The organism is Nocardia sp. NPDC005745 (assembly GCF_040630775.1).
Lineage (GTDB): Bacteria > Actinomycetota > Actinomycetes > Mycobacteriales > Mycobacteriaceae > Nocardia.
The window spans coordinates 251,654-275,359 of the sequence record NZ_JBEXYF010000001.1 but is presented as its reverse complement, the minus strand read 5'-3'; the positions used below and the strand labels follow the sequence as shown (position 1 = coordinate 275,359).

Annotated in this window: 22 protein-coding genes; 18 read left to right on the top strand and 4 right to left on the bottom strand. The window is 70.0% G+C overall.

All coding sequences use genetic code 11. From position 1 onward, the window contains the following. The first annotated feature begins 118 nt into the window (after window positions 1-118). The 11 genes from ABZ420_RS01355 (at window position 119) to ABZ420_RS01305 (ending at window position 9,651) form a co-directional block, all read left to right on the top strand. Window positions 119-436, top strand: coding sequence for a hypothetical protein (locus ABZ420_RS01355; protein WP_357115950.1), 318 nt, complete (start codon window positions 119-121; stop codon window positions 434-436). Window positions 437-449: 13 nt separating this feature from the next. Next, window positions 450-953: a hydrogenase maturation protease gene (locus tag ABZ420_RS01350; RefSeq protein ID WP_357115948.1), complete on the top strand. Its 504-nt coding sequence runs from the start codon at window positions 450-452 to the stop codon at window positions 951-953. Between the two features lie 2 nt (window positions 954-955). Next, window positions 956-1,198 carry a HypC/HybG/HupF family hydrogenase formation chaperone gene (locus tag ABZ420_RS01345; protein ID WP_040867901.1) on the top strand — a complete coding sequence of 81 codons (243 nt, stop codon included), beginning with the start codon at window positions 956-958 and terminating at the stop codon, window positions 1,196-1,198. Continuing rightward, window positions 1,195-3,561, top strand: a complete 2,367-nt coding sequence (locus ABZ420_RS01340) for a carbamoyltransferase HypF (protein ID WP_357115946.1) — start codon at window positions 1,195-1,197, stop codon at window positions 3,559-3,561. The genes ABZ420_RS01345 and ABZ420_RS01340 overlap by 4 nt, the downstream gene beginning before the upstream one ends. 16 nt (window positions 3,562-3,577) lie before the next feature. After that, window positions 3,578-3,904: a HypC/HybG/HupF family hydrogenase formation chaperone gene (locus ABZ420_RS01335; RefSeq protein WP_357115944.1), complete on the top strand. Its 327-nt coding sequence runs from the start codon at window positions 3,578-3,580 to the stop codon at window positions 3,902-3,904. Then, window positions 3,901-5,013, top strand: coding sequence for a hydrogenase formation protein HypD (gene hypD, locus ABZ420_RS01330; RefSeq protein ID WP_357115942.1), 1,113 nt, complete (start codon window positions 3,901-3,903; stop codon window positions 5,011-5,013). The genes ABZ420_RS01335 and hypD overlap by 4 nt, the downstream gene beginning before the upstream one ends. Continuing rightward, window positions 5,006-6,082, top strand: coding sequence for a hydrogenase expression/formation protein HypE (gene hypE, locus ABZ420_RS01325; RefSeq protein WP_357115940.1), 1,077 nt, complete (start codon window positions 5,006-5,008; stop codon window positions 6,080-6,082). Before hypD ends, hypE begins: the two co-directional genes overlap by 8 nt. Before the next feature lie 85 nt (window positions 6,083-6,167). Then, entirely contained in the window at window positions 6,168-7,238 is a 1,071-nt protein-coding gene (locus ABZ420_RS01320; protein ID WP_357116444.1) for a HoxN/HupN/NixA family nickel/cobalt transporter, read from the top strand. Next, complete coding sequence (locus tag ABZ420_RS01315; RefSeq protein WP_357115938.1) at window positions 7,235-7,978, top strand: DUF6390 family protein; 744 nt, start codon at window positions 7,235-7,237, stop codon at window positions 7,976-7,978. The genes ABZ420_RS01320 and ABZ420_RS01315 overlap by 4 nt, the downstream gene beginning before the upstream one ends. A gap of 720 nt (window positions 7,979-8,698) precedes the next feature. Then, window positions 8,699-9,208 carry a DUF2231 domain-containing protein gene (locus ABZ420_RS01310; protein ID WP_357115936.1) on the top strand — a complete coding sequence of 170 codons (510 nt, stop codon included), beginning with the start codon at window positions 8,699-8,701 and terminating at the stop codon, window positions 9,206-9,208. 29 nt (window positions 9,209-9,237) lie between these two features. Next, on the top strand, window positions 9,238-9,651 hold the full coding sequence (locus ABZ420_RS01305) for a hypothetical protein (RefSeq protein ID WP_062973988.1): 414 nt from the start codon (window positions 9,238-9,240) through the stop codon (window positions 9,649-9,651). Window positions 9,652-9,742: 91 nt separating this feature from the next. Here ABZ420_RS01305 and ABZ420_RS01300 read toward each other — a convergent pair whose 3' ends face one another. Together ABZ420_RS01300 and lexA are read right to left on the bottom strand one after the other, a co-directional pair. Further along, the gene (locus ABZ420_RS01300) at window positions 9,743-11,782 is read right to left on the bottom strand and encodes a glycosyltransferase family 39 protein (protein WP_357115934.1); all 2,040 of its coding nucleotides are present in this window, start codon (window positions 11,780-11,782) and stop codon (window positions 9,743-9,745) included. A 141-nt stretch (window positions 11,783-11,923) separates the two neighbouring features. After that, window positions 11,924-12,577, bottom strand: coding sequence for a transcriptional repressor LexA (gene lexA, locus ABZ420_RS01295; protein WP_157172826.1), 654 nt, complete (start codon window positions 12,575-12,577; stop codon window positions 11,924-11,926). Window positions 12,578-12,920: 343 nt separating this feature from the next. Between lexA and ABZ420_RS01290 the strand changes: the two genes are divergently transcribed. The 3 genes from ABZ420_RS01290 (at window position 12,921) to nrdR (ending at window position 15,434) form a co-directional block, all read left to right on the top strand. Continuing rightward, window positions 12,921-13,379 (top strand): hypothetical protein, encoded by a 459-nt coding sequence (locus ABZ420_RS01290; protein ID WP_357115932.1) that lies wholly within the window; start codon window positions 12,921-12,923, stop codon window positions 13,377-13,379. A gap of 124 nt (window positions 13,380-13,503) precedes the next feature. Next, the gene (locus ABZ420_RS01285) at window positions 13,504-14,757 is read left to right on the top strand and encodes a hypothetical protein (protein WP_357115930.1); all 1,254 of its coding nucleotides are present in this window, start codon (window positions 13,504-13,506) and stop codon (window positions 14,755-14,757) included. 206 nt (window positions 14,758-14,963) lie between these two features. Continuing rightward, complete coding sequence (gene nrdR / locus ABZ420_RS01280) at window positions 14,964-15,434, top strand: transcriptional regulator NrdR (RefSeq protein ID WP_040867881.1); 471 nt, start codon at window positions 14,964-14,966, stop codon at window positions 15,432-15,434. A gap of 1 nt (window position 15,435) precedes the next feature. Here the strand turns inward: nrdR and hrpA are convergent, their stop codons facing one another. Beyond that, the gene (hrpA, locus tag ABZ420_RS01275) at window positions 15,436-19,554 is read right to left on the bottom strand and encodes an ATP-dependent RNA helicase HrpA (RefSeq protein ID WP_357115928.1); all 4,119 of its coding nucleotides are present in this window, start codon (window positions 19,552-19,554) and stop codon (window positions 15,436-15,438) included. 273 nt (window positions 19,555-19,827) lie between these two features. On the opposite strand from hrpA, the gene ABZ420_RS01270 reads away from it, so the two are divergent. Next, the gene (locus ABZ420_RS01270) at window positions 19,828-21,057 is read left to right on the top strand and encodes an aminotransferase class III-fold pyridoxal phosphate-dependent enzyme (protein WP_357115926.1); all 1,230 of its coding nucleotides are present in this window, start codon (window positions 19,828-19,830) and stop codon (window positions 21,055-21,057) included. 42 nt (window positions 21,058-21,099) lie between these two features. Here ABZ420_RS01270 and ABZ420_RS01265 read toward each other — a convergent pair whose 3' ends face one another. Next, the gene (locus tag ABZ420_RS01265; RefSeq protein ID WP_357115924.1) at window positions 21,100-21,225 is read right to left on the bottom strand and encodes a hypothetical protein; all 126 of its coding nucleotides are present in this window, start codon (window positions 21,223-21,225) and stop codon (window positions 21,100-21,102) included. Window positions 21,226-21,549: 324 nt separating this feature from the next. Between ABZ420_RS01265 and ABZ420_RS01260 the strand changes: the two genes are divergently transcribed. The 3 genes from ABZ420_RS01260 to ABZ420_RS01250 all read left to right on the top strand — a co-directional run bounded on the left by ABZ420_RS01260 (window position 21,550) and on the right by ABZ420_RS01250 (window position 23,704). Further along, entirely contained in the window at window positions 21,550-22,233 is a 684-nt protein-coding gene (locus tag ABZ420_RS01260; protein ID WP_357115922.1) for a DUF5134 domain-containing protein, read from the top strand. 63 nt (window positions 22,234-22,296) lie between these two features. Continuing rightward, window positions 22,297-22,977, top strand: a complete 681-nt coding sequence (sigK, locus tag ABZ420_RS01255) for an ECF RNA polymerase sigma factor SigK (RefSeq protein WP_357115920.1) — start codon at window positions 22,297-22,299, stop codon at window positions 22,975-22,977. Next, on the top strand, window positions 22,970-23,704 hold the full coding sequence (locus ABZ420_RS01250; protein ID WP_357115918.1) for an anti-sigma factor: 735 nt from the start codon (window positions 22,970-22,972) through the stop codon (window positions 23,702-23,704). The genes sigK and ABZ420_RS01250 overlap by 8 nt, the downstream gene beginning before the upstream one ends. The last annotated feature ends 2 nt before the right edge of the window (window positions 23,705-23,706 follow it).

Below are 23,706 nucleotides of genomic sequence, written 5' to 3'. Positions count from 1 at the left end.
ACAACCGTCGTCGCCGTGCTGGTGGCGGCGGGAGTGTATCTCGGCCTGCGCTCGATCCCGGATCTGCGGCGTTACCTCAAGATCCGGCACATGTAGCGGCCGACCGGAAAGGAGCATCATGGCTGAGCATCGCGAAGAGCCGCAATCGGCACGGGGCGCGCCGGGTTCGCGCGACACCGGCGCCGACGTCGCGGCCGGAGGTCCGGCGGATCGGGAGCCGGGGCACATCGATCACGAGGAGATGACCTCCGCGCACTCCGACGACACCAAGAAGGACGCCGAGTTCACCTCGGAAGCGCCACCCGACACCGAATCGGCGGCGCCTCCCTACGACGAGCGCAAGGAGACCGCCAACGCCCCCTCCGAGACGGCGACCGGAAAGGTCGACGACGCGCGGGTGGGCGGCGCGACAACGCCGACCGAGGAAGAGGGGTGAAAACACGGGCGCGGTGCTGATCGCCGGGATCGGCAACATCTTCCTCGGCGACGACGGATTCGGACCCGAGGTGGTGCGGCGGCTGCCGCCCCACCCCGACCCGGGCGTGCGCGCGGTGGACTACGGCATCCGGGGCATGCACCTCGCCTACGACCTGCTGGACCCCTGGGCCGCGCTGGTCCTGATCGACGCGCTGCCCGATCGCGGCGCACCCGGCCGGATCGAGGTGTTCGCCGCCGCGCCGGAGGACACCGGCGCCGCGCATCTGGACGCGCACGCGATGAGCCCGGACGCGGTCTTCGCCGGAGTGCGCGCCCTGGGCGGTGCGCTCCCACCCACCGTGGTGATCGGCTGCCAGGTCGCCTGCGTGGCGGAGGGCATCGGCCTGTCCGAGCCGGTCGCCGCGGCGGTGGACGAGGCGGTGGCGGCGGTGGGCGGTGTGCTCGCCGAGTTGCTGCCCGCCGGTGCCGATGGTTCCGAGCCGCTGCGGCGGGCCACAGCGCGACAGGAGGACTGACGATGTGTCTGGGCATCCCGGGACGTGTGCTGGCGATCCCCGACGGCTACCACGGCCAGATCGCGCTGGTCGAGGTGTCCGGCGAGCAGCGGAAGGTGAACATCGGCCTGCTCGACGAGGATCCGGCCCGGCCGGGTGACTGGGTGATCATCCACATGGGCTTCGCGGTGGAGAAGACCGACGAGGCCGGGGCCACGGCGGCGCTGGACGGGTTGCGCCTGCTGCAACGCGGAGACCTGCCATGACCACCCAGCGGCTGCGGCGGCGTCTGCTCGTGCGCGGTGTGGTCCAAGGTGTCGGGTTCCGCCCGTTCGTCTACACCACCGCCGCCGAGTTGTCCCTGTCCGGCAGCGTCGGCAACGACAGCAGTGGCGTCGTCATCGAAATCGAGGGAGCCCCGCCGGATCTGGACCGGTTCGCCGAGCGGCTGCGGCTGCGCCCGCCGCCGCTGGCGGTGGTCGAGGCGGTCGAGCAGACCGACATCCCAGTGCGTGGCGGCACCGGCTTCCACATCGCGGGTACCACCCGCGACGGCGGTGGCCGCACACTGGCCTCTCCCGATGTCGCGATCTGCGCGGATTGCGAACGCGAGTTGCGCGACCCCGGCGACCGCCGCTACCGCCATCCGTTCGTCAACTGCACCAATTGCGGTCCGCGTTTCACCATCATCGCGAGCCTGCCCTACGACCGCGAGCGGACGTCGATGGCCGACTTCGCCATGTGCGCCCGGTGCGCGCGGGAATACGCCGATCCCGCCGACCGCCGCTTCCACGCGCAGCCGATCGCCTGCCCCGACTGCGGTCCCACGCTCGCGTACACCGGACCGGGAGCCGGTGCGCCGCTGACGGCCGCGCGGCAGCTGCTGCGCGCGGGCGGCATCCTGGCGGTCAAAGGCATCGGCGGATACCACCTGGCCTGCGATGCCACCGACGAGACGGCCGTCGCGGAGCTGCGCAGGCGCAAACGCCGCGGGGACAAGCCGTTCGCCGTGATGGTGCCGGATCTCGCGACGGCAAGGGCCATCGTCGCCGTCGACGACGCCGCCGCGACGCTGCTGACCAGCCCGGCTCGCCCGATAGTGCTGCTCGCTCGCCGGTCCGCGGCCGGGGAATCCTCCTTGTTCGCAGCCGATTCGATCCGCACCGCTCAGCCGGGTGCAGACACCGCGTCGGTGGGCGCGGCGCGGGCGTGCCACCCGATCCCGGCTCCCTCGGTGGCGCCCGGCAATCCGGACCTGGGCGTCATGCTCGCCTACACCCCGCTGCATCTGTTGCTGTTCGGTCTGCCCGGCGACCCGCCCGGCCCGCAGGCGCTGGTGATGACCTCCGGCAACCTCGGCGGCGAGCCGATCTGCTACCAGGACGAGGACGCGCGCACCCGGCTGGCCGGGCTGGCCGACGGCTGGCTGACGCACAACCGGCGCATCCTGGTGCCCTGTGACGACTCGGTGGTGCGTTCGCTCGACGGCCGTGAACTGCCCGTCCGGCGCTCGCGCGGGTACGCGCCGCTGCCGCTGCTGCTGCCGGTTCCGCTGCCACCGACGCTCGCCGTCGGCGCCGACCTCAAGAACACGTGCGCGGTGGCGGACGGTCGATACGCCTGGCTGAGCCAGCACATCGGCGACATGGATGATCTGGCGACGCTGCGCTCCTTCGACGCGGCCCAGCGCCACCTCGCGGAACTCACCGGGGTGCGGCCCGCCCAACTGGTCGCCGACGCGCATCCCGGCTACCGCTCCACCGCGTGGGCGCGCAGGCACGCGGGTGAGCGAGCCGTGTACACCGTCCAGCACCACCACGCGCACATCGCCGCCGTCATGGGCGAGCACGGACTCGGCGCGAGCGACCAGGTGGTCGGCATCGCCTTCGACGGCACCGGATACGGACCGGACGCGGCGGTGTGGGGCGGTGAGGTGCTGCTCGCGGGTTACAAGGGCTATCGCCGCCTGGCCCATCTGAAATACGTGCCGCTGGCGGGCGGCGATCTCGCGGTGCGCAGGCCCTACCGCATGGCGCTGGCGCATCTGCGGTCGGCCGGGATCGAGTGGACCGAGGACATTCCGGCGGTCGCGGCATGTCCGCCCGCCGAGCGTTCGGTGCTGGCCCACCAGTTCCGGACCGGTTGGGGCTGCGCTCCCACGTCGAGCATGGGCCGGCTGTTCGACGCCGTGTCCTCGCTGTGCGGCGTGCGGCACGTCGTCGACTACGAAGCGCAGGCAGCTATCGAGCTGGAGGGGTTGTCCCGGGCGGGCGCCGAAGGCGCCACCGCATACCGGTTCCCGCTGGTCGATGGTGATCCCGCCCTGATCGATCCCGCACCGGTGCTGGCGGGCGTGGTCGCCGACGTGCGCGCGGGCGCACCCGCGCAGGTGGTGGGCGCCCGGTTCCACGCCGCCGTCGCCCGGCTGGTGCTCGAGCTCGCGGCTCGCTACGCCGCCCCGGCGACGGTCGTCGCCCTGTCCGGCGGCGTCTTCCAGAACGCCCTGCTGCTCGCGCGCTCGTGCGCGCTGCTGCGCGACAACGGCTTCACCGTGATCACCCACCACCGACTGCCGCCCAACGACGGCGGCCTCGCATTCGGGCAACTCCTCGCGTGCAGCGAGGGATGAGCGAAGGAGAGCAACGATGTGTCTTGCGGTACCAGGCAAAGTGCTCAGCCTGCACGAGCGGGACGGAACGCTGATGTCGGTCGTCGACTTCGGCGGCGTGCACAAGGATGTGTGCCTGCAATACATCCCGGACGCGGCGGTCGGTGACTACGTCGTTGTCCACGTCGGTTTCGCTATCCAGCGGCTGGACGAGCAGTCCGCGTTGCGGACCCTGGCCGAGTTCGAGCACCTCGGCGTACTGAACGAGGAATTCGGCGACGGTTTCGCCATCGCCGCGAAGCAGGCGGGCATGGACAATCCAGCCGCCGAGCCATCACGCGAGGAACCGGAGGCCCGGTCATGAAATACCTGGACGAATTCAGCAATCCCGAGCTGGCCCAGCGCCTGCTCGATCGGATCCGCACCGCGACCAACCGCCGCTGGGCGATCATGGAAGTCTGTGGCGGACAAACCCATTCGATCATCCGCCACGGCATCGACCAACTGCTGCCCGACCAGATCGAGATGATCCACGGCCCCGGCTGCCCGGTCTGCGTCACCCCGCTCGAGGTGATCGACAAGGCGCTGGAGATCGCCGCGCAGCCGGGCGTGATCTTCTGCTCGTTCGGCGACATGCTGCGCGTGCCCGGCAGCGCCAAGGACCTGTTCCGGGTCAAGAGCGAAGGCGGTGACGTCCGGGTGGTGTACTCGCCGCTGGACGCGCTGAACCTGGCCAAGGAGAATCCCGACCGGGAAGTCGTGTTCTTCGGCATCGGCTTCGAGACCACCGCTCCGGCCAACGCGATGACGGTGTACCAGGCCCAGCGCCTGGGCATCCGGAACTTCTCGCTGCTGGTGTCGCACGTGCTGGTCCCGCCTGCCATCGCCGCGATCATGGAGTCGCCGACCTGCCGGGTGCAGGGGTTCCTCGCCGCCGGGCACGTCTGCACCGTGATGGGCACCGACGAGTATCCGCCGCTGGCCGAGCAGTACAAGGTGCCGATGGTGGTCACCGGGTTCGAGCCGCTGGACATCCTGGAGGGCATCCGCCGCACCGTGCTGCAACTGGAGTCGGGCAGGCACGAACTGGAGAACGCCTACCCGCGCGCGGTGTCCGCGGCGGGCAATCCCGCGGCGAAGGCCATGCTGCAGGACGTCTTCGAGGTCACCGACCGAGCCTGGCGGGGCATCGGCGTGATCCCGCGCAGCGGCTGGCGGCTGTCGGATCGCTATCGCGAGTTCGACGCCGAACACCGCTTCGCCGTGGGCGACCTGCACACCGCCGAATCGACCATCTGCCGTTCCGGTGAGGTGCTGCAAGGGTTGATCAAACCCAACGAGTGCGCTGCCTTCGGCAAGCAGTGCACGCCGCGTAACCCGCTGGGCGCCACCATGGTGTCCTCCGAAGGCGCGTGTGCCGCCTACTACCTGTACCGGCGGCTCGATCTGCCCGCGGAGGTGGCCCATGCGTGAGGACGGCGCCGCCCCCGTGGCGATCGACGTTGAGGGCTGGGTCTGCCCGATGCCGCTGCGGGACGCGCCGAACATCGTGATGGGCCACGGCGGCGGCGGAGCGATGTCCGGCGAATTGATCGAGCATCTGTTCCTGCCCGCGTTCGGCTCGGCGGCGCACGCCGATCTCGGCGACTCCGCGGTGGTCACGCTCGACGGCGCGCGGCTGGCCTTCTCCACCGACTCGTTCGTGGTGAAGCCGATCGTGTTCCCCGGCGGCACGATCGGTGAGCTCGCGGTCAACGGCACGGTGAACGATCTGGCCATGTCCGGTGCGCGCCCGATGGTGCTGTCCACCGCGTTCATCCTGGAGGAAGGCACCGCGCTGGCCGACATCGCGCGCATCGCGCAGGCGGTCGGCACCGCCGCGCTGGCGGCGGAAGTCCAGCTGGTCACCGGCGACACCAAGGTCGTGGACGCCGGACACGGTGACGGGATCTACATCAACACCGCCGGAATCGGCGTGGTGGCCCCCGAGGTCGACATCCGGCCGCAGCGCGCGCGGCCGGGCGACGTCGTTCTGGTCAGTGGTGACATCGGCGTGCACGGTGTCGCGGTGCTCAGTTGCCGCGAAGGACTGGAATTCGGCACCACCGTGCTCAGCGACACCGCGCCGCTGCACGGCTTGGTCGCGGCGATGCTGGCCACCGGCGCCGACGTGCACGTGCTGCGCGACCCCACCCGAGGCGGCGTCGCGGCCTCGCTCAACGAGATCGCCCGCGCCGCGGGGGTCGGCGTATCCCTGGACGAGCGGCAGCTGCCGGTGCCCGACGGCGTGCGCGACGCGTGCGGGCTACTCGGACTGGACCCGATGTACGTGGCCAATGAGGGCAAACTGCTGGCTTTCGTCGCGCCCGAGGACGCCGATCGCGTGCTCGCGGCGATGCGGGAGCACCCGCTGGGCGCGCAGGCCGTGGCGATCGGCCGGTGTGTCGCCGAACATCCCGGCATGGTGGTGGCCCGCACCGCGCTCGGCGGGACCCGGGTGGTGGACCTGCCCGCGGGCGAGCAATTGCCGCGAATCTGCTGACGGCGGACGCAACGGTCAGGAGCCAGAAGGCGAGGTGTGGATCATCGTTCGGATCGCCGATAGCCCCTCGGCGGCGCCCCGCCCACTGCACGGAGGGCAGCGGCGCGGCGTCGCGGGGATGGCGGCGGTCGTCGTCACCCTGCACGTCCTCGGGTGGTCGGCACTGCTGCTGGTCGTGGTCCCCGGCGGGTACGTCGTGGACGGTGCGGTGTTCGGCGTCGGTCTCGGCGTCACCGCGTACACCCTCGGGATGCGGCACGCCTTCGACGCCGACCACATCGCCGCCATCGACAACACCACCCGCAAGCTGGTCGCCGACGGGCGCAAGCCGCTGTCGGTGGGGTTCTGGTTCTCCCTCGGCCACTCCACCATCGTCTTCGTCCTGGTCGCGCTTCTGGCGTTCGGCGTCAAGGCGCTGGCGGGAAACCTGCGGGACGAGCAGTCCGGGCTGCACCGCTGGACCGCGATATTCGGAACCGGTGTGTCGGGAACCTTCCTGCTCGCCATCGGGCTGTTGAACCTGGTCTCCCTGATCGGGATATGGCGGGTGTTCCGCGGCATGCGTCGCGGGACGTACGACGAGGCCGCGTTGCGGCAGCAGCTGGACGACCGCGGCGCCTTGCAGCGGGTGATCGGCCCGCTGACCCGAGCGGTGCGCGCCCCGTGGCAGATGTACCCGGTCGGACTGCTGTTCGGCCTCGGCTTCGACACCGTCACCGAGGTGAGCCTGCTGGTGATCGCGGGCGGCGCGGCGGCGACGGCCCTGCCGTGGTACGCGATCCTGGTGCTGCCGGTGTTGTTCTCGGCGGGAATGACGCTGTTCGACGCACTGGACGGCGCGTTCATGAACTACGCGTACGGGTGGGCGTTCGCGGGGCCGCTGCGCAGCGTCTACTACAACATCGTCGTCACGGGCCTGTCGGTCGTGGTGGCCCTGCTGATCGGCGCGCAGGAGATGATCTCGGTGCTGGCCGACGAATTCGGCATCGCCGACGGTCCGGTGGCCTGGGTCGGCGGGCTGGATCTCGGCGCCATGGGCTTGCTGATCGCCGGACTGTTCGTGCTCACCTGGGCGGTGGCGGTGGCGGTGTGGCGATTCGGCAGGCTCGAACAGCGCTGGTCCGTCGAGCGCGCCGGTGGAAGGCCCTGCCGATGACGGGCGGCGGCGCGGAGATGTTCGCCCGGTACGCGTACGCGCCCAACCGGCTCGGCTACTGCGGGCCGCCCGACGCGGCCGCGTTGCGGGACGGTTCGGAAGAACAGGTGCGCGCGGTGGCGCGCCGGTTCACCGGCGCGTGGCCCTACCTGCGGGTGATGGCCCGGATGACCGGCATCGCCGATCCGCTGGACCGCAGGCTGGTCGAATCCTATTGGCTCGGCGGTGGAGTCGGCGCGAGCCTGGACCCCCATGAGTTCACCGCGGAACTGCTGAATCTGCTCGGCCCGGTCGCGGGCGGGTACTGGACGCATCTGACCCCGCGGTTGGCCGAGGAGGCCGCGGCCAACCATTGTTTCCACGTCTTCGGTGTGTACCCGTGGTCCCGGCTGCTCCGGCACGGCAACGCGCATCCCTTGCACGTCCTCGACAGCTGCCGGATCACCTGGGCAACGGTCCTCGACCGCAGCGGCGGCGAGGTCTCGCTGCGCTGCCGCAGGCTCCGTTGGGACGGAGAACGCCTCACGCTGTCGGCGGAGACGTCCGAATCCGTGCCGATCCGGGTGGACGGGTACGCGGCGCTGCCGGATGTGGCGGCGGGGGAGCGGGTCGCGGTGCATTGGGGGCGGCTGTGCGGGCGACTGGACGACGCCGGGGTGCGGGCTCTGGAGGCGGGCACGGTGCGTCAGTTGGTGGTCACCAATCGGCGGCTGGCCGCGCGGCGGAGCACGGCGAGCTGACGAACGCTGTGCCGCGCCGCCGATCACGAACGCCGAATTCGTGGCGGCGAGCTTCAACGCCCGGACAAGGTCGCCGTCGTCCGAGGCCTATGGTGATGTTCCATTCGGACGCAAATATCCGATCGGTGGAAATGCGCAGCCCTCGACGGTTCGGCGAATTCGTAAGGCGCGACGCCGTTTTTCGGCAACCGGTGCCCGGAGTAGAATGTATACAGCTGTCGATCTCGACCGCGAGGAGTGTCGCGTGGATTCGCCAATGGTTGCCCGGGCGGAAAATTCATCGCTATCCAGGAATTGTTTCCCGGTTATTATCGCGGCGTGTGAGCGCGTTCCCTCACCTTCGAGTTCGATGAGCTGGCCTGCTGCTCGAGTCCTGCTGAAGGGAGGTGAACCACCGTGATGGATCAGATGATGGGGATGGCGCGCGACTGGTGGAATCGCATGTTCCCCGGCATGCAGATGCCGATGTTGCCAATGATGCCGATGATGTAGTAGCCGTTCCGCAGCCGGAAAGTCGAATGATGTCGCGGTGTGGCGTGCGAGTGTTTCGGTCACCGTACCGGTGCGACAAAACCAGCGCGTCACGCGCCGAGTATTCGACGGGCCGAGAATCCACCCCGGGGTCGATTGGGGTCGACCCGATGCGCGGTGTGAATGTCCCGCGCGGCGGGTAAGCCCACTTTCGTCATTCGACCTGATCGACCTCGGCGGAGGTATGCGATGAGCGGTGATCCACGGCAGGGAAAGCGGCCGGTGAGTGCGGTGCTGGCCGGCCCGTACGGGCATCCGTTCCATCCGATACTGGTCACCGTCCCGATCGGCGCCTGGGTCGCCAGTTTCGTGTTCGACATCGCGTCCCGCGTCGTCGACGATCCGGACTTCCTGGTCGAGGGATCGTCCTGGTTGATCGCGATCGGGGTGCTCGGCGCCTTGATCGCCGCGACGATCGGGTTCCTCGATCTGCTCGCGATTCCTACCGGCACGCCCGCCTTCCGTACCGGCTTGCTACACATGACTCTCAATTTGCTGCTGACGGTGGCCTATGCGCTTGGTTTCGTGTGGCGGCGGAGTGCGGACCTCGCGGTCGCGGTCCCGGCCGGGCCGCTGGCGCTGTCGGCGGCGAGCCTGGTGACGCTGGCGATTTCCGGGTACCTCGGCGGCAAGCTGGCTTATCGCTATGGCGTGCGGGTCGCCGACGAAACCACCCAAGCCGGCGGCTTCACCCACTGAATCCCTTCGCATCCCTCAGGAGGCACACCATGGGCATCGCCGCACTGGTTTCTTGGCTGCTCACCGCGGGCGGCGGTTTCTTCATGCTCGGCACGTGGATCGCCCGGGGCGGGACGCGGCAACCGAGTTCCACCCAGCTGCCCGTGCCGGTCGTGTTCGGTCACTTCACGCTGGCCGTGGCCGGACTGATCTGCTGGATCCTGTACCTCGTCCTCGACACGGACGCACTGGCGTGGGTCGCGTTCGTACTGCTGATCCCCGTCGCGCTGCTCGGATTCGCGATGCTGCTGCGCTGGCTGCCCACCTACCGTGCCCGTTCGGCGGGTACGGCGGAACCTCCCGAAGGGCACTTTCCCGTCGCCATCGTCGCGGGCCACGGCGTGCTGGCCGTGCTGACCGTCGTGCTGGTGCTGCTGACCGCACTCGGTGTGGGCACGAGCTGATACCCCCTCGTACCCGGCCCCGATCCTCACGCGCCACCGGAACGCGCCATGACCAGAGGTGCACGGCGGTGTCACTGCCGGGGTTGTCCGATCATTTCGCGCAGGCCCTTCCTGGTACATCGGCGCAGGCCGGCGCGGTGAGGTCGTAGACGGCGACATTGCCGATGTGTACCGCCGTGTAGTGCGCGGATACCCACTCGGCAATGTCTTGGTGCCCGGCCGGGCGCCACCATCCGTTGTCCGGACCCGGCCCGGCGGGCGCCTCGGCTTGGCCGCGCACCCGCCACGAGTCGGGCAGCCGCACCTCTTGCGCGAGGTAGTACGTCACCTGATGAGTGCGGACCATGGTCTGGAATTCGTCGAGGGTGGGTACCGGGTCGTCGGAAGTGAAACCGCCGATGGCGACGACCGGGGTGTGGCTGGCGAGCTCGAGCGACGCGGCGACCGAGGAGCGGTCCACGGCGGCCGACCAGGTCGTGGAGGTGTCGCGCAACAGCGCGGAAAGTCGAGGTTCGACCTCTCCGTTCACGAACGAGGTCACCTCGCGGCGCACGTCGTTCACCGGATCCGGAGCCGCGGGCTCGGCGGGGCCGACGGTCGGGCTGCCGCCGGTATGCGCCTGCGGCAGGGTGGCCGCGGCGTACGCCGTCGATCCGCCGATGCCGGCGAGCACGCCCGAGACGACGAGCACCGAGACGGCTCCGGCCCGCACCCGCCGCGCCCCGCCGGGGAACGCGGCGGCGACCAGTGCGAGCGCCGCCGCCGCCGAGACCACCGCGAGCGTCCAACGCAGGGGCGGCAGCCACTCGGGGTTGCGGTCGAGCAGGACGAACGCCCACAGCCCCGACGTGAGCACCAGTGCGGCGGCGCCGACTCGGCCGAACGCCGCGGATCGCCGCCGCCACATCTCGGCCACCCCGATCGCGAACATCCCGGCCACGGCAGGCCCGATCGCCAGCGTGTAGTAGGCGTGCATGCCGCCGCGCATCACGGTGAACGCGACGCCGTCGACGATCAGCCACAACCCGAAAGCCAGTGCGGCCGCCCGGATCGGGTCGGTGCGAGGCGCCCGCCCACGGGAGACGAGCACCAGTACGAAGGCGAGCAGGGCAGCCGGAAGCAGCCAGGAGATCTCGAATCCGATCTCGCCGCTGAACAGGCGAACCGGACTCGGTCCGCTCGATCCGGCGAACCCGCCACCGGTATGCCCGGCGGCCGGTGGCATCTCGTATCCGGGCGGCAGCGCGAACCGGTTGCCGCCACGGTGATTGTGCCCCAGGAAACGAGCGAACCCGTTGTAGCCCAACACCAGATCCATGAAGGTGTTGTTCGTCGAGCCCGCCAGGTAGGGCCGCGCGGGGGCGGGCCACAGGACCGTCAGCAGGACGTACCAGCCCGAGGAGACGACCAGCGCCGCCGCGGCGGCCGACAAGTGCAGCAGGCGCTTTCGCGCCGAGGCCGGCGCGACGATCAGATAGGTGAGCGCCAAGGCGGGCAGCACCATGAGCCCTTCGAGCATCTTCGCCAGGAACGCGAATCCGAGCGCGACGCCCGCCAGTATCAGCCAGCGCGCGCTCGCCTGCCGCGCCGCCCGGAGCGTGCAATACGCTCCCGCGGTCATCAGCAGCACCATCACGGCATCCGGATTGTTGAATCGAAACATCAACGCCACCACCGGCGTTGCCGCCAGAACGGCTCCGGCCAGCAGACCGGCGGCCCGGTTGGCGGTCGCCTCGGTGACCATCGCGTACAGCAATGCCACCGCGGCCACGGCCATCAGCGCCTGCGGCGCCAGCATGCTCGCGCTGCCGAATCCGAACAGCTGCCCCGATACGCCCATCACCCATTGCGACACCGGCGGCTTGTCCACGGTGATGAAGTTGCCCGGATCAAGGGAACCGAACAGCACCGCTTTCCAGTTCCGTGCACCGGACCAGGCTGCCGCGGCATAGAAGTCGTTGCCCATCCCGTTGACCGTGATGTGCCACAGATACGCGACCGCGGTCCCGATCAGCAGGAGGGACAGCCCCGCGCGCTCCCACCTCCGCGCGCGCGGTAAGCCGGGCGATCCGGCGCGGGTGGCAATCGGATTCGCATCGGGCACCGCGGCCGCGGCGGGGATCGCTGTCACCGCTGGAGCTTTGCAAGCGTCCTGGTGAATCGCCTGCGCATCAGCTGGCAATCAGCTGTGAGTGCCGCGCCTTGTGCCGTTCGGCGAGCGCCGACGGCGCGCATCAGCGCACGGCCGGCGTTCGGTGCTCCTGTGAAACCGTCAGATCTTGCGGATGACCGTGACGACCTTGCCGAGAATCTGTGCGTCGTTACCGGGAATCGGCTCGAAGACGGGGTTGTGCGGCATCAGCCAGACGTCCTTGCCGGTGCGCTTGAAGGTCTTCACCGTGGCCTCCCCGTCGATCATCGCCGCGACGATGTCGCCGTTGTCGGCGACGTTCTGCTGTCGCACGACCACCCAGTCGCCGTCGCAGATCGCCGCGTCGATCATGGACTGGCCGACCACTTTCAGCAGGAACAGGGAACCGTCGCCGACCAGCTCGCGCGGCAGCGGGAAGACGTCCTCCACGGCCTGCTCGGCCAGGATCGGGCCACCGGCGGCGATGCGACCGAGCACCGGGACGAACGTGGGGACGGGACGGTCGACATCGACGGTGATCTCACCGTCGTCGACCGCTGCGGCAGGGAGGCTGGTCACCGACCGCACCACCTCGTCCAGACCCCGGACGTCCACGGCGCGTGGCCGATTCGGATCGCGGCGCAGGTAGCCCTTGCGCTCCAAGGCGCGCAGCTGATGGGCGACCGACGAGGTGGACGTGAGGCCGACGGCGTCACCGATCTCCCGGATGCTCGGCGGGTAGCCGCGCTCGCTCACCGAGGAGCGGATCACCTCCAGCACTTTGCGCTGACGCACGGTGAGATCCGCTCCGCTACCCGCCGCGTCGGCGCCGCTCTCGGTCTCGTCGCCCGTGTCGTCCGTCTGCCTCACCGCAACCGCCCTTTCCTGCTGTGCCAGGCCGGTCGGTGCCCGGCATGCGTCCTCATGGCCTGTCGTGTCTTCGGTTCTTCGAATCTAGTCCGGTCGCGCCGCTGGATCAAACATCTGTTCGACGTATGTCGGGTGTTCCTGCTGACTTTGTCCGCGACGCGTGGTAGAAATCGAACACCAGTTCTTCGAACACATGAGCGAATGGCGACTGAACAAGTGTTCGAACAGCTCGAACGCCGACGGAGCACCTACCACGGAGGTTTGTCCGATGAGCACTGCGATCAGCGATGTCACCCCTTCCCTCGGCTCGGCGGTCGCGCAACCCGAGCGCCCCGCCGATCCCGATCGGGACGATCTCGGCTACGAGACCGCCCGGCGGTTGCTGTGTGATGGTGCGCGTGCCCGCGCACTGACACCCGCGTACCGATCCGCGGCCGATCGGCGCCCGCCCGGGGCGCGTCCCCGCGCCGGAGCGGTCGCCTACGACCGGGGTTCGCGACCGCTCGCGCGGCGGCGTGCTCATGGTGAACACCCGATGCGCCGGGTCGAGCAAGCGCAGATCGGGTTCGCCGTCCTCGCCGTCACCGCGCTGGTCACCGCCTTGGTGGTGGCGGGGCTGATCGCCCTGGCGCATGTGCGGGCGGGCGAGTGGGGCGGTGATTCCGGTCGGCCGGTACCGGCGGTGGTGGACGGCCCGGGTGCGCCGGTGGGCGGCATTTCGCGCTGAGCGGAAGGGAATTCGGCCACCTTGGGCGGCCGGATTTGTTGATCGACAAACTAGAACGTGTTGCTACCGTGCTGAAAACGTGATCCGGGCAACACCGCCCGAACGATGTCGGGATCTTCAGCACATGACACTCCTCAGCGCAGGCCGCTCGGTTCGCCTCTTCCTCCGCGCGGCCGCCTTGTCCCTCTGTCTGGTCCTCGGACTCGGTGCACCATCGATCGCCCGGGCGGAACCCGCGTACGCGGCCTATCTGGACCTGCCCTCCGTCAACGGTGACGGTGCGGGGGCGGGCGGACTCAGTCCCGCTCTGCCACTGAACGAATCGGATCTCGCCGAGGCGTTGCGGCAGGTACGGGCCGACGGTGTGGCGCCGCGCCGCTACGCGACACTGCTGCACCAGTACTGGCTGGTGATCGCCACCGGGAACGCCGATATCGATCCGGCGGCCTGGGATCCCGGGCAGGGCCCGCGTGCGAACGAACGCACTTTCAACCAGGTCTACGTCAACTACCTGCGGCTGGCCACGCGCCACCCGGAGTTCTACTGGGCGGGGCTGGCCGGCATCGCGGGCGGATCGTTCGCCTCCGGATTCTTCGACATGGGCGATGTGGGCGTGGTCCTGGACCTGCCCGGCATCCATCGGCTGGGCGACGCCGTCGCCGATCTGCTGCGCGCGACCCCGCCGGAATTGACGCGGGCGCTGCCGGAGGACATCCGGCTGCTCGCCACCGAGGGCTCCCGCCTGAGCGCCGCGGACGTCGCCTGGTATCAGACCCGCCTGATGATCATGCAGAAGCACATCTTCACGGATCTGGTGCCGATGCACGAAGCCTACGTCGCGCTGGGCATGCGCGGGATCGACGAGATGTACGCGGCGGGTGTGCTCGACGACGACATCCACACCGCGTGGCAGTCGATCGCCTCGGGCACCAGGGACGGTTACATCGACGCGCTGATCCGGATGACCGATCGGGAACAGAACCACGTCGTCGCCGACCAGTGGGACGAGACGTCGGCGGGCCGGGCGCCGATCGGCCGCGTGCTCACCTATGTCAGCACCATCGCGGGCAAACCCGGAGTGCCGGGCGTCCGCGCGCCCGGCGTGTTCGCCCCCACGCTGGTCGGCGCCGAAGTAGGTGGCCGCAGCCTCGCGCTGCGCGTGCCGTTGCCCGGCTTCAACTGGGCCGACCGCGAGACACGCTGGCACTACATCACCGGTGACCTGGTGCCCCGCCATATCGATATGGAGACCGACCCCGCCCTCGCCGGCGCCGTCCTCGGCGAGGCGTTCTGGGGCAAACTGGCCCGTGGCCGCCTCGCCGCCCGATTGCCGGACCTCCTCGCCGACTTGACCGCGCACTGGCAGATCGCCGGATGAGGAAGCCGCGTCCGGCAGCGGGGGTGAGTGCGGCAATTCGGGAACCCGGACGGGTATCCTCGAAGTGTTATGCAGGTATTCCGCGTGTCGCACGAGGAATGTCTGGTGCCGGGGTATAGACCTCTGTACACGGGCTCGCCGGACCGATCGCCCCGATCGGTGCCCGGTCCGGACGCGAGCACGCGCATCGACGAAGGATTTCTCGGATGCATTGCCCGTACTGCCGACACCCCGACTCCCGGGTGGTGGACTCGCGCGAGGCCGACGAAGGCGCGGCCATCCGCCGGCGTCGCGCCTGCCCGCAGTGTGGGCGGCGGTTCACCACCGTGGAGACCGCCATCCTGTCGGTGGTCAAGCGGAGCGGCGTCACCGAGCCGTTCAGTCGCGAAAAGGTCATCCGGGGTGTGCGCCGGGCCTGCCAAGGTCGTGAAGTCGACGACGACGCGCTGAACCTGCTGGCGCAGCAAGTGGAGGACGCGGTGCGCGCCAAGGGATCTCCCGAGGTGCCCAGTCACGAGGTGGGGCTGGCCATCCTGGGCCCGCTGCGTGATCTCGACGAGGTGGCCTACCTGCGGTTCGCTTCGGTCTACCGGTCGTTCACCTCGGCCGAGGACTTCGAACGCGAGATCCGGGAGATGCGCCAGGCGCGCGCCGAAGCGCTGTCGGCCGCCGACTGATTCAGCGCCGCACCGCGGCGATCGCCTTCTCGATTCGCTTGGCCGACACCGGAAACGGGGTACCGAGCTTCTGCGCGAACAGGCTGACGCGGAATTCCTCTATCATCCACCAGATCTCGGTGACCGCGGGCGCGTGCCTGCGGCTCTGCGGGAGCGACGCGACCAAGCGGTCATAGGCGGCGAGCACCCGATCGATTTCGGCCATGCCTTGCCGATCGCGAACGGCCGAGCCGGGCAACGCCTCCAGTCGCGCCACCGCCGCTTGGAGGTAGCGCGGCAGCTCACGCAGCCTGGCCGCGCCCGTTTCGGACACGAAGCCGCGGAACACCAGGTTGTCGAGCTGATGACGGACGTCTTCGGCGATGTCGCGCTCGCTCGTTCGCGCCAGTGCCACCGAAACCTGGTGGGCGCCCGCGAGCACCGGCACGACCAAGCGCACGTAACGAGCGACGGTGGCGGCGAAATCCGGACGGATCCGGGCGACGAGCGCGTCGAACTCCGCCGGGTCGTGCACCGGCCCGCCGGCGGACACGAGCAGTTCGTCGGCGGCAGCCGCGCGGCAGTCGTCGAGCAGCGCCTCCAGCGAGCCGTACGGATTCTGGCTCAGGGCAAGGCGATCCGCGGGCGACAGGCCCGCGGTGGAGCTACGGGCCGAAGCGGGCAGCGTGTGCAGCAGCAGCGTTCTGGTGCCGAGGCGCATGGCGGCGGCCTGCTCCGCGGCGGAGCTGAGCACCCGGACCGCCACGCCGTCGCCCTCGGCGACGAGCGCCGGGTATCCGATGACGGTCTGCCCCGCCACCTCGCGTCGCACCGTCGGCGCGAGGGTGCCGAGCGATTCGGAGGTCCACACCGTGGCAGGCGGGCGTTCGGCTCCCGCGGTGGCCCGGGCGACGGAGGCGGAAACCTGCTCGGCCAGGCGCGTTTTCAACGCGGCGAGACTCTTGTCCCGGGCGAGCACGGTGCGGTCGTCGCCGATGGCCGCGAAAGTCATGCGCAGGTGGCCGGGCAGTGCGGAGACGTCGAAGTCGGTGGGGGCGATCGGCACCGAACCCAACCGGGACAGCTCGCGCGCCAGCCCGGCCCGCAGCGGCTCCGCCCGCGGGGTCAGCGCCGCCAGGGCGGCGGCCGCGAAATCGGGTGCGGGGACGACGCTGCGTCGCAATGTCTTCGGCAACGTCTTGATCAGAGCGGCGGCCAGCTCGTCGCGCATGCCCGGCACCAGCCAATCGAAGCCGACGGCGCGGACGTGGGCGAGCTGTTCCACCGGGATCCGCACGGTGACGCCGTCCTCCTCGTTACCCGGCTCGAACTGGTAGGACAGCGGGAAAGCGAGTTCGCCTTGGCGCCAGGAGTCGGGGAAGGCCGCCGGGTCCAGTGCGGCCGCGCCTTCGTTGACCACGGTGGAGGTGGAGAAATCCAGCAGCTCGGGGTCTGCCCGGCGTGCGGTGCGCCACCAGCTGTCGAAGTGACGCACCGAGACGATGTCGGCGGGCAGGCGCTCGTCGTAGAACGCGAACAGCACCTCGTCGTCGACCAGGATGTCCCGGCGGCGGGCACGATGCTCCAGGTCGGCCACATCGTCGAGCAGCGCGCGATTACGGTGGAAGAACTCGTGGCGGGTCTGCCACTCGCCCTGCACCAGGGCGTGCCGGATGAACAACTCCCGCGACAACTCGGGGTCGATCCGGCCGTAGTCCACCGGCCTGCCGGTGACCAGCGGAATCCCGTACAGCGTGACGCGTTCGTAGGCGCGCGCCGCGCCCCGCTTGGCCGACCAGTGCGGCTCGGAGTACACGCGTTTGACGAGGTCGCCCGCGAGCCGCTCGGCCCATTCGGGCTCGATCTTCGCGGCCATCCGGCCCCACAGCCGTGAGGTCTCGACCAGTTCGGCGGCCATCACCCAGCGGGGCGGCTTCTTCGCCAGCGACGAGCCGGGGAAGATCATGAACTTGGCGTTGCGCGCGCCGAGGAATTCCCGGGATTCCGCCTCCCTGACGCCGATATGCGACAGCATGCCCGCCAGCAGCGCTTGGTGGATGGCGGTGGAATCCCAGGGGAGTCCGTCGTTGTCCGCGACGGTCGCCGCGGTGGCGCCCCGGCCACGTTCGGCGCCGGGGCGCCTGTCGCCCCCGCGCGTGGACCGGCTGCGGCGTGATCGGTTGCCCTGCTTGCCGTCCGGCGCGGCCGCTTCGGTTCGACCCGGTTCCGCCTGGCTCGCCGAGTCCTGTGCCCGCGCCGACCATCCGAGGCCCTTGGTGATCGTGCGCAGCTGCCCGTGCAGGTCCTGCCACTCCCGGATTCGCAGGTAGTGCAGGAACTCCTCCCGGCACAGCCGCCGGAACTGGTTGGACGACAACGACTTGCGTTGTCCGCCGAGATAGTCCCACAGCCGCAGGTAGGCCAGGAAATCGGAACCCTCGACCGTGAAGCGCGCGTGTTTGGTGTCGGCTGCCTGCTGCTGCTCGGCGGGTCGTTCCCGGACATCCTGGATCGACAGCGCCGCGACGATGACCAGCACGTCGGCCAGGCAACCGGTGTGTTGCGCCGCCACCAGCATCCGCGCCATGCGGGGGTCGACCGGCAGCTGCGCCATGTCCCGGCCGATCGGGGTCAGCGTCAGGGCGGTCGCGCCGTCGCCGTCCGTCCGGGACTTTCCGTCCCGGCGCGCGAGTGCGCCGAGCTCTTCGAGCAGGGCGATGCCGTCGCGGATGGCGCGGCGGTCCGGTGGCTCCACGAACGGGAAGTTCTCGATGTCGCCGAGGCCGAGCGCGGTCATCTGCAGGATGACCGCGGCCAGGTTGGTGCGCAGGATCTCCGGATCGGTGAAGACGGGCCGGGATTCGAAGTCGTCCTCCGAATACAGCCGGATGCAGATGCCGTCGGCGACGCGACCGCAACGCCCGGAACGCTGCCGCGCCGAGGCCTGCGACACCGGTTCGATCGGCAACCGCTGCACTTTGGTCCGCATGGAATACCGCGAGATCCGCGCGGTGCCCGGGTCGACGACGTACCGGATGCCCGGCACCGTGAGCGAGGTCTCCGCGACATTCGTCGCCAGCACCACCCGGCGCCCGGTGTGCGGGGCGAACACGCGGTGCTGCTCGGCGGCCGACAGCCGAGCGTACAGCGGGAGGATCTCGGTGCGCGGCAGCTTCCGATCCCGCAGCGCGTCCGCGGTGTCGCGGATCTCGCGTTCACCGGACAAGAACACCAGCACGTCGCCGTCACCCGCGGCGAACAACTCCGTCACCGCGTCGCCGATCGCGTCCACCGGGTCCCGGTCGACGATGCGGGTGTCCTCGTCGTCTTCGTCTCCGGCGGCGCCCGGAAGTTCCAGCGAGAGCGGTCGGTAGCGGATCTCCACCGGATACGAGCGTCCGGAGACTTCGACGATCGGTGCGGGAGTGCCTTGCTCGTCCGCGAAATGCCGGGCGAACAGCTCGGGATCGATGGTCGCGGAGGTGATGATCACCTTGAGGTCGGGCCTGCGGGGCAGCAGTTGCTTCAGGTAGCCGAGCAGGAAGTCGATATTGAGGCTGCGTTCGTGCGCCTCGTCGATGATGATCGTGTCGTAGCGGCGCAGCAGCCGGTCGCGCTGGATCTCGGCGAGCAGGATGCCGTCGGTCATCAGCTTGATCAGGGTGTGCTCGGAGGCGTGGTCGGTGAACCGCACCGTGTAGCCGACGACGTCGCCGAGTTCGGTGCCCAACTCCTCGGCGATCCGCTCGGCGACGGTGCGCGCGGCGAGCCTGCGGGGCTGGGTGTGCCCGATCGTGCCGCGGATGCCGCGGCCGAGTTCGAGGCAGATCTTCGGGATCTGGGTGGTCTTGCCGGAGCCGGTCTCGCCCGCGACGATCACCACTTGGTGCTCGGCGATGGCGGCGGCGATGTCCTCGCGGCGGGCGGTGACCGGCAGCTGTTCCGGATAGCGGATCTCCGGCACCGCCGCGCGCCGCGCTTCGACCCGCAGTTCGGCGGCCGCGATGTCGGCTTCCACCTCGCCCAGGTCGCCGCCGCGCGCTTTGTCGAGCCTGCGCCGCAACCGGTGTTCGTCGCGAAGGGAGAGGTTCGCCAAGCGGGTGCGAAGTTCGCGGGAGTCGGTGGCGGCTGTCCTGGTCATTGCATCGACCAGCCTAGCGAAACCCGCCAGCGGATTTTTCCACCAGCCACCGCGGCCGGTAGCCGAGTGGGAACTGAAGCCCCGTCCCTGCCGGTGACATGCGCCGATACGCGGGACCGGACGAGGACCGAGGATGCGGGCCCGGCGTCCGGTGGCCGCTGGTCACGGTCGACGGGCTGCCGCGGCGTCCCGGATCGGCGCCGTCTTGCGCTGTGCACGGCGCCCTGACGGCCGGGAGTGGACCCCGCCCCGGGAACCGGTAAAGGTGGAGACATGAACGCGCTATGGCATGGCTTCGCCGACATGGGCGCCGTCGAGCGGGACGGAGCGTTCGTGGTCGCTCGCGGAGACGGCGTCTACGTCTTCGACCGGGCGGGCAATCGGTACCTCGACGCGACCGCAGGCCTGTGGTTCGCCAACGTGGGCCACGGGCGCGGCGAGATCGCCGACGCGGTGGCCGCCCAGCTGCGCACGATCGCGCACTACTCCAATTTCGGCGACATCACCGAGCCCGCCACCCAGGAACTCGCCGAGCGGCTCGCCGGCCTCGCCCCGGTGCCGGGCAGCAAGATCTTCTTCACCTCGGGCGGTTCCGACTCCGTCGACACCGCGACCAAGCTCGCCCGCCGCTACTGGCACGAACTCGGGCAGCCGGGGAAGACGATCGTGGTCGGGCGGCGAATGGCCTATCACGGCATGCACGTGGCGGGTACGGCGCTGGCGGGCCTCCCAGGCAATCGGGAGGGCTACGGCGAGCTGATGCCCGCGGCGCGGACCGTCGAGTGGGACGACGCGAAAGCCCTGCTCGCGCTGATCGAGGAGGTCGGCGCCGATCGGATCGCCGCGTTCTTCTGCGAACCGGTCATCGGCGCGGGTGGTGTGTATCCGCCGCCTGTGGGCTATCTCGCCGAAGTCCGGCGCATCTGCCGCGACCACGACATCCTGTTCGTCGCCGACGAGGTGGTGACCGGTTTCGGCCGCATCGGCGGAGCGTGGTTCGCCTCGTCCCGGTTCGGGCTCGAACCCGACCTGATGACCACCGCGAAGGGACTGACCTCCGGTTATCTCCCGATGGGCGCGGTCTTCGCCGCCCCGCGCGTGGCGGAGCCGTTCTTCGGCGGCGGCGTCTGGTGGCGGCACGGCTACACCTACGGCGGCCACGCGGGCGCGGCGGCCGCCGCCCTGGCGAATCTCGACATCATCGAGCGCGAAGGCCTGCTCGAGGCCGCCCTGCGCGTGGAGGCGAGCCTGCGCGAGCAGCTGTCGGTGCTCGCCGGACATCCCAGGGTCGCCGAGGTGCGCAGCGGGTTCGGCGCCGTCGCTGCCATCCAGCTGGCCGACCCCGCCGAAGGGTTGCCGCTGGTAGACACGCTGCGTGCGCACGGGATATCCAGTCGCGCCGCGGGGCAGGGGGCCATGCAGATCTCGCCGGCCTTCATCATGACCGACGACCAGATCGCCGAACTCGTCGACGGATTCACCCGCGCGTTGAACGATGTGTGATTCACCCGCGTCGGTGATCGGAGCCTTGCATCGGGCCCGATCTCAGAGCGCGCGGGTCATGAAGACGCTGTGCGAATCGGGACGGTAGTCGCCGAACGGCGGGCAGTAGCCGAAGCCGTAGGCGGCGGGCGGGCCGGAAGAAGCGCACTGATCGGTCTGGTCGGGCATGAGTCCATCATCGCGGGTGGCCGGGCGCGCTCGCGCCGTCCGCTCGGTCCTGGTGCATGCGAGCCTTCTCAGGAACGTTCGCCCGGGCCGGGCGACTCCGTGACTCGAAGTGATCGCCTCATCTCGTCGCCGTAACGGACTGCGGCACAGTCTGTTCGGCCGGGCGCTGCCGGAAGTATCGCTCTCGGTGCGGAAATGCTGGTCGATTGCCGCAGCGGCGGCCGATCAGCGATGGGGGCGAATCGAAAAGGGCACCTCCACCCCTTCGGGATGCGAGCATGGGAGGGCGACGACCGTGGTCGCCGTGCTGAGAGGTGGTGGGGTGTGGCGGAGTTCGTGCAGGAGTATGCCGCGTTGCGGTGGGCGGTGGTGGCGGCGTTCGTGGTCGCCGCGGTGATCGTGCTGTCGCGGGTGACGGCGCCTGCGGTGCAGTCCGCCGATCCCGCCGAGGCGTTGCCGGATTCTTCCTCCGCCCGGGATGCCGCGGCCGGGCACTCCGAGTCCGACGCGGCCCATCTGGTGATGTGCCTGGTCATGCTCGGCATGCTGGTGTTCCCCTCGGGCGCGAGCCCGCACGCGTTGCGCGGTGTGCTGACGGCGATGGCCGTGGTCTTCGCCGGACTGTTGATGCTGCGCGCCGCCGAGCACGCCACCCAGGGGCGGGCGCTGCCCATCGACCGCTTGGTCCCGCTCGGCTACCACATCGCCGCCGCCGCGGCGATGCTCTACGCGATGTCCGGTCACACCGCCTCAGGCCACGTCGGCGGCCCGGCCGTAGCGCCCGCGCTCGGTCTGGCCGCGCTGTTCCTCCTCGACGCACTCCTGGTCGCGGTCGCCGCCTGCACCGGCTGGGCGCATGCGCGGCCGTCGGGCCCGCTGAGGTTGCTCGCGCGTTCCGGCGGTTGCGTCGCCGCCCTCACCGGGCCCGCGAAACCGTGGGCGGCCGTGCCGCACATGGTGATGGACGCCGGCACCGCTTACATGCTGGTGGCCGTGATCATTCGGTGACCGCGACCAATCCGGGTCCGCCCGCATACCGAACCCCTGTGCATGCAGGCACGGGATTCGGCGATGAGCAACGAACACGGTTCTGCTTCACCCCACCGATCGGGCGCCGCGGCACGCGAAGATGCCGATGGCCCGGCGCTCGCGTGCCCGCTGCCGACCGGCTACGACCGATCCCAGGCCACCCGGGCGAATCGTGAGCTCGCGGCGTTGCTCGCCGCCACGGGCACGGGCGATCGTGCCGCGTTCACCGAGTTCTATCAGCTCACCAGCCCGCGGGTGTTCGGGCTGACCGTGCGGATCCTGCGCAGTCACGCCGCCGCCGAGGAAGTGACCCAGGAGGTCTACCTCCAGGTGTGGTCGATGGCCGACCGCTACGACGCCTCGCTGGCCAGTCCGGTCGGCTGGCTGATGATGCTGGCTCATCGCCGAGCGGTGGATCGGGTCCGCGCGGAGAGTTCGGCCACCAGCCGGGACCTGGTCTACGCGCACGAGCATCTGGGCCGCGACCACGACGTCGTCGCGGAATCGGTCACCCAGCGCATCGAAGAGCAACAGGTGGCAGGCTGCTTGCAGAACCTGACCCCGACCCAGCGTGAGGCGATCGCGTTGGCGTATTACAGCGGGTGGACCTATCGGGAGGTAGCCGATCACCTCTCGGTGCCGTTGCCCACGATCAAGACCCGCATCCGCGACGGGCTGAAGAGATTGGAGAAGTGTTTGTCCGGGGAACGCACCGATGGTTGACGCCTCGCCACGGTCGGAGGCCGACCTCATCGACCTCGCCTACCCGTGCGCGCTGGACGCGGTCGCCGATATCGAGCGCAGGCATATCGATGCCCGCCTCGCGGCCGCGGACCCGGACGTGCGGCGGGCATTCTCCGACACCGTCTGGCAGGTGCGCGACGTCATGGGGCGGCTCGCCGTGCTCGACGAGTTCGCGCCGCCGCCGGAGCTGGAACGCCGCATCCTGGCCGCGCTGCCCGACGAGCCGCCCGGGCCCTCCGTCACGCGTCTCTCGGCGTGGCGGCGGCGGCCGCTGCGCTGGGCGGTGCCGATCGCGGCCGTCGCGAGCCTGGTGTTCGGTGCAAGCGTGCTGACCGCGCAGTTCATCGGCTCGCCGTCCGATCCGGCCGCTGCCGACCAGGTGCAGGTGCACCCGGGTGTGCGGACGGTGAACGGCTCGTTCGCCGGTGGCGGCGTGCTCGTCGTCGACGTCTCGTCCGAACTCGGGCGCGCGATCGTGGTGTTCGACCGGGTCGCGCCGCCGCCTTCGGGGCAGGTGTATCAGATGTGGTTGGTCGGCTCCGATGGACAAGCCCGCTCCGCCGGGGTGCTGAGCGACCTGCCGTCGACCACTCGGCCGTTCGTCACCGGTTTCCGGTCGGGCGACGTGCTCGCGGTGAGCATCGAACCCGACGGCGGCTCGGACGCACCGAGCGGCGATCCGATCGTAGGGGTCACGCTGCCCTGAGC

Coding starts and splice junctions, on each gene's coding strand:
- ABZ420_RS01355 (WP_357115950.1), top strand. CDS start 119: ATGGCTGAGCATCGCGAAGAGCCGCAATCGGCACGGGGCGCGCCGGGT.
- ABZ420_RS01345 (WP_040867901.1), top strand. CDS start 956: ATGTGTCTGGGCATCCCGGGACGTGTGCTGGCGATCCCCGACGGCTAC.
- ABZ420_RS01340 (WP_357115946.1), top strand. CDS start 1,195: ATGACCACCCAGCGGCTGCGGCGGCGTCTGCTCGTGCGCGGTGTGGTC.
- ABZ420_RS01335 (WP_357115944.1), top strand. CDS start 3,578: ATGTGTCTTGCGGTACCAGGCAAAGTGCTCAGCCTGCACGAGCGGGAC.
- hypD (WP_357115942.1), top strand. CDS start 3,901: ATGAAATACCTGGACGAATTCAGCAATCCCGAGCTGGCCCAGCGCCTG.
- hypE (WP_357115940.1), top strand. CDS start 5,006: ATGCGTGAGGACGGCGCCGCCCCCGTGGCGATCGACGTTGAGGGCTGG.
- ABZ420_RS01315 (WP_357115938.1), top strand. CDS start 7,235: ATGACGGGCGGCGGCGCGGAGATGTTCGCCCGGTACGCGTACGCGCCC.
- ABZ420_RS01310 (WP_357115936.1), top strand. CDS start 8,699: ATGAGCGGTGATCCACGGCAGGGAAAGCGGCCGGTGAGTGCGGTGCTG.
- ABZ420_RS01305 (WP_062973988.1), top strand. CDS start 9,238: ATGGGCATCGCCGCACTGGTTTCTTGGCTGCTCACCGCGGGCGGCGGT.
- ABZ420_RS01290 (WP_357115932.1), top strand. CDS start 12,921: ATGAGCACTGCGATCAGCGATGTCACCCCTTCCCTCGGCTCGGCGGTC.
- ABZ420_RS01285 (WP_357115930.1), top strand. CDS start 13,504: ATGACACTCCTCAGCGCAGGCCGCTCGGTTCGCCTCTTCCTCCGCGCG.
- nrdR (WP_040867881.1), top strand. CDS start 14,964: ATGCATTGCCCGTACTGCCGACACCCCGACTCCCGGGTGGTGGACTCG.
- hrpA (WP_357115928.1), bottom strand. CDS start 19,554: ATGACCAGGACAGCCGCCACCGACTCCCGCGAACTTCGCACCCGCTTG.
- ABZ420_RS01270 (WP_357115926.1), top strand. CDS start 19,828: ATGAACGCGCTATGGCATGGCTTCGCCGACATGGGCGCCGTCGAGCGG.
- ABZ420_RS01265 (WP_357115924.1), bottom strand. CDS start 21,225: ATGCCCGACCAGACCGATCAGTGCGCTTCTTCCGGCCCGCCCGCCGCC.
- sigK (WP_357115920.1), top strand. CDS start 22,297: ATGAGCAACGAACACGGTTCTGCTTCACCCCACCGATCGGGCGCCGCG.
- ABZ420_RS01250 (WP_357115918.1), top strand. CDS start 22,970: ATGGTTGACGCCTCGCCACGGTCGGAGGCCGACCTCATCGACCTCGCC.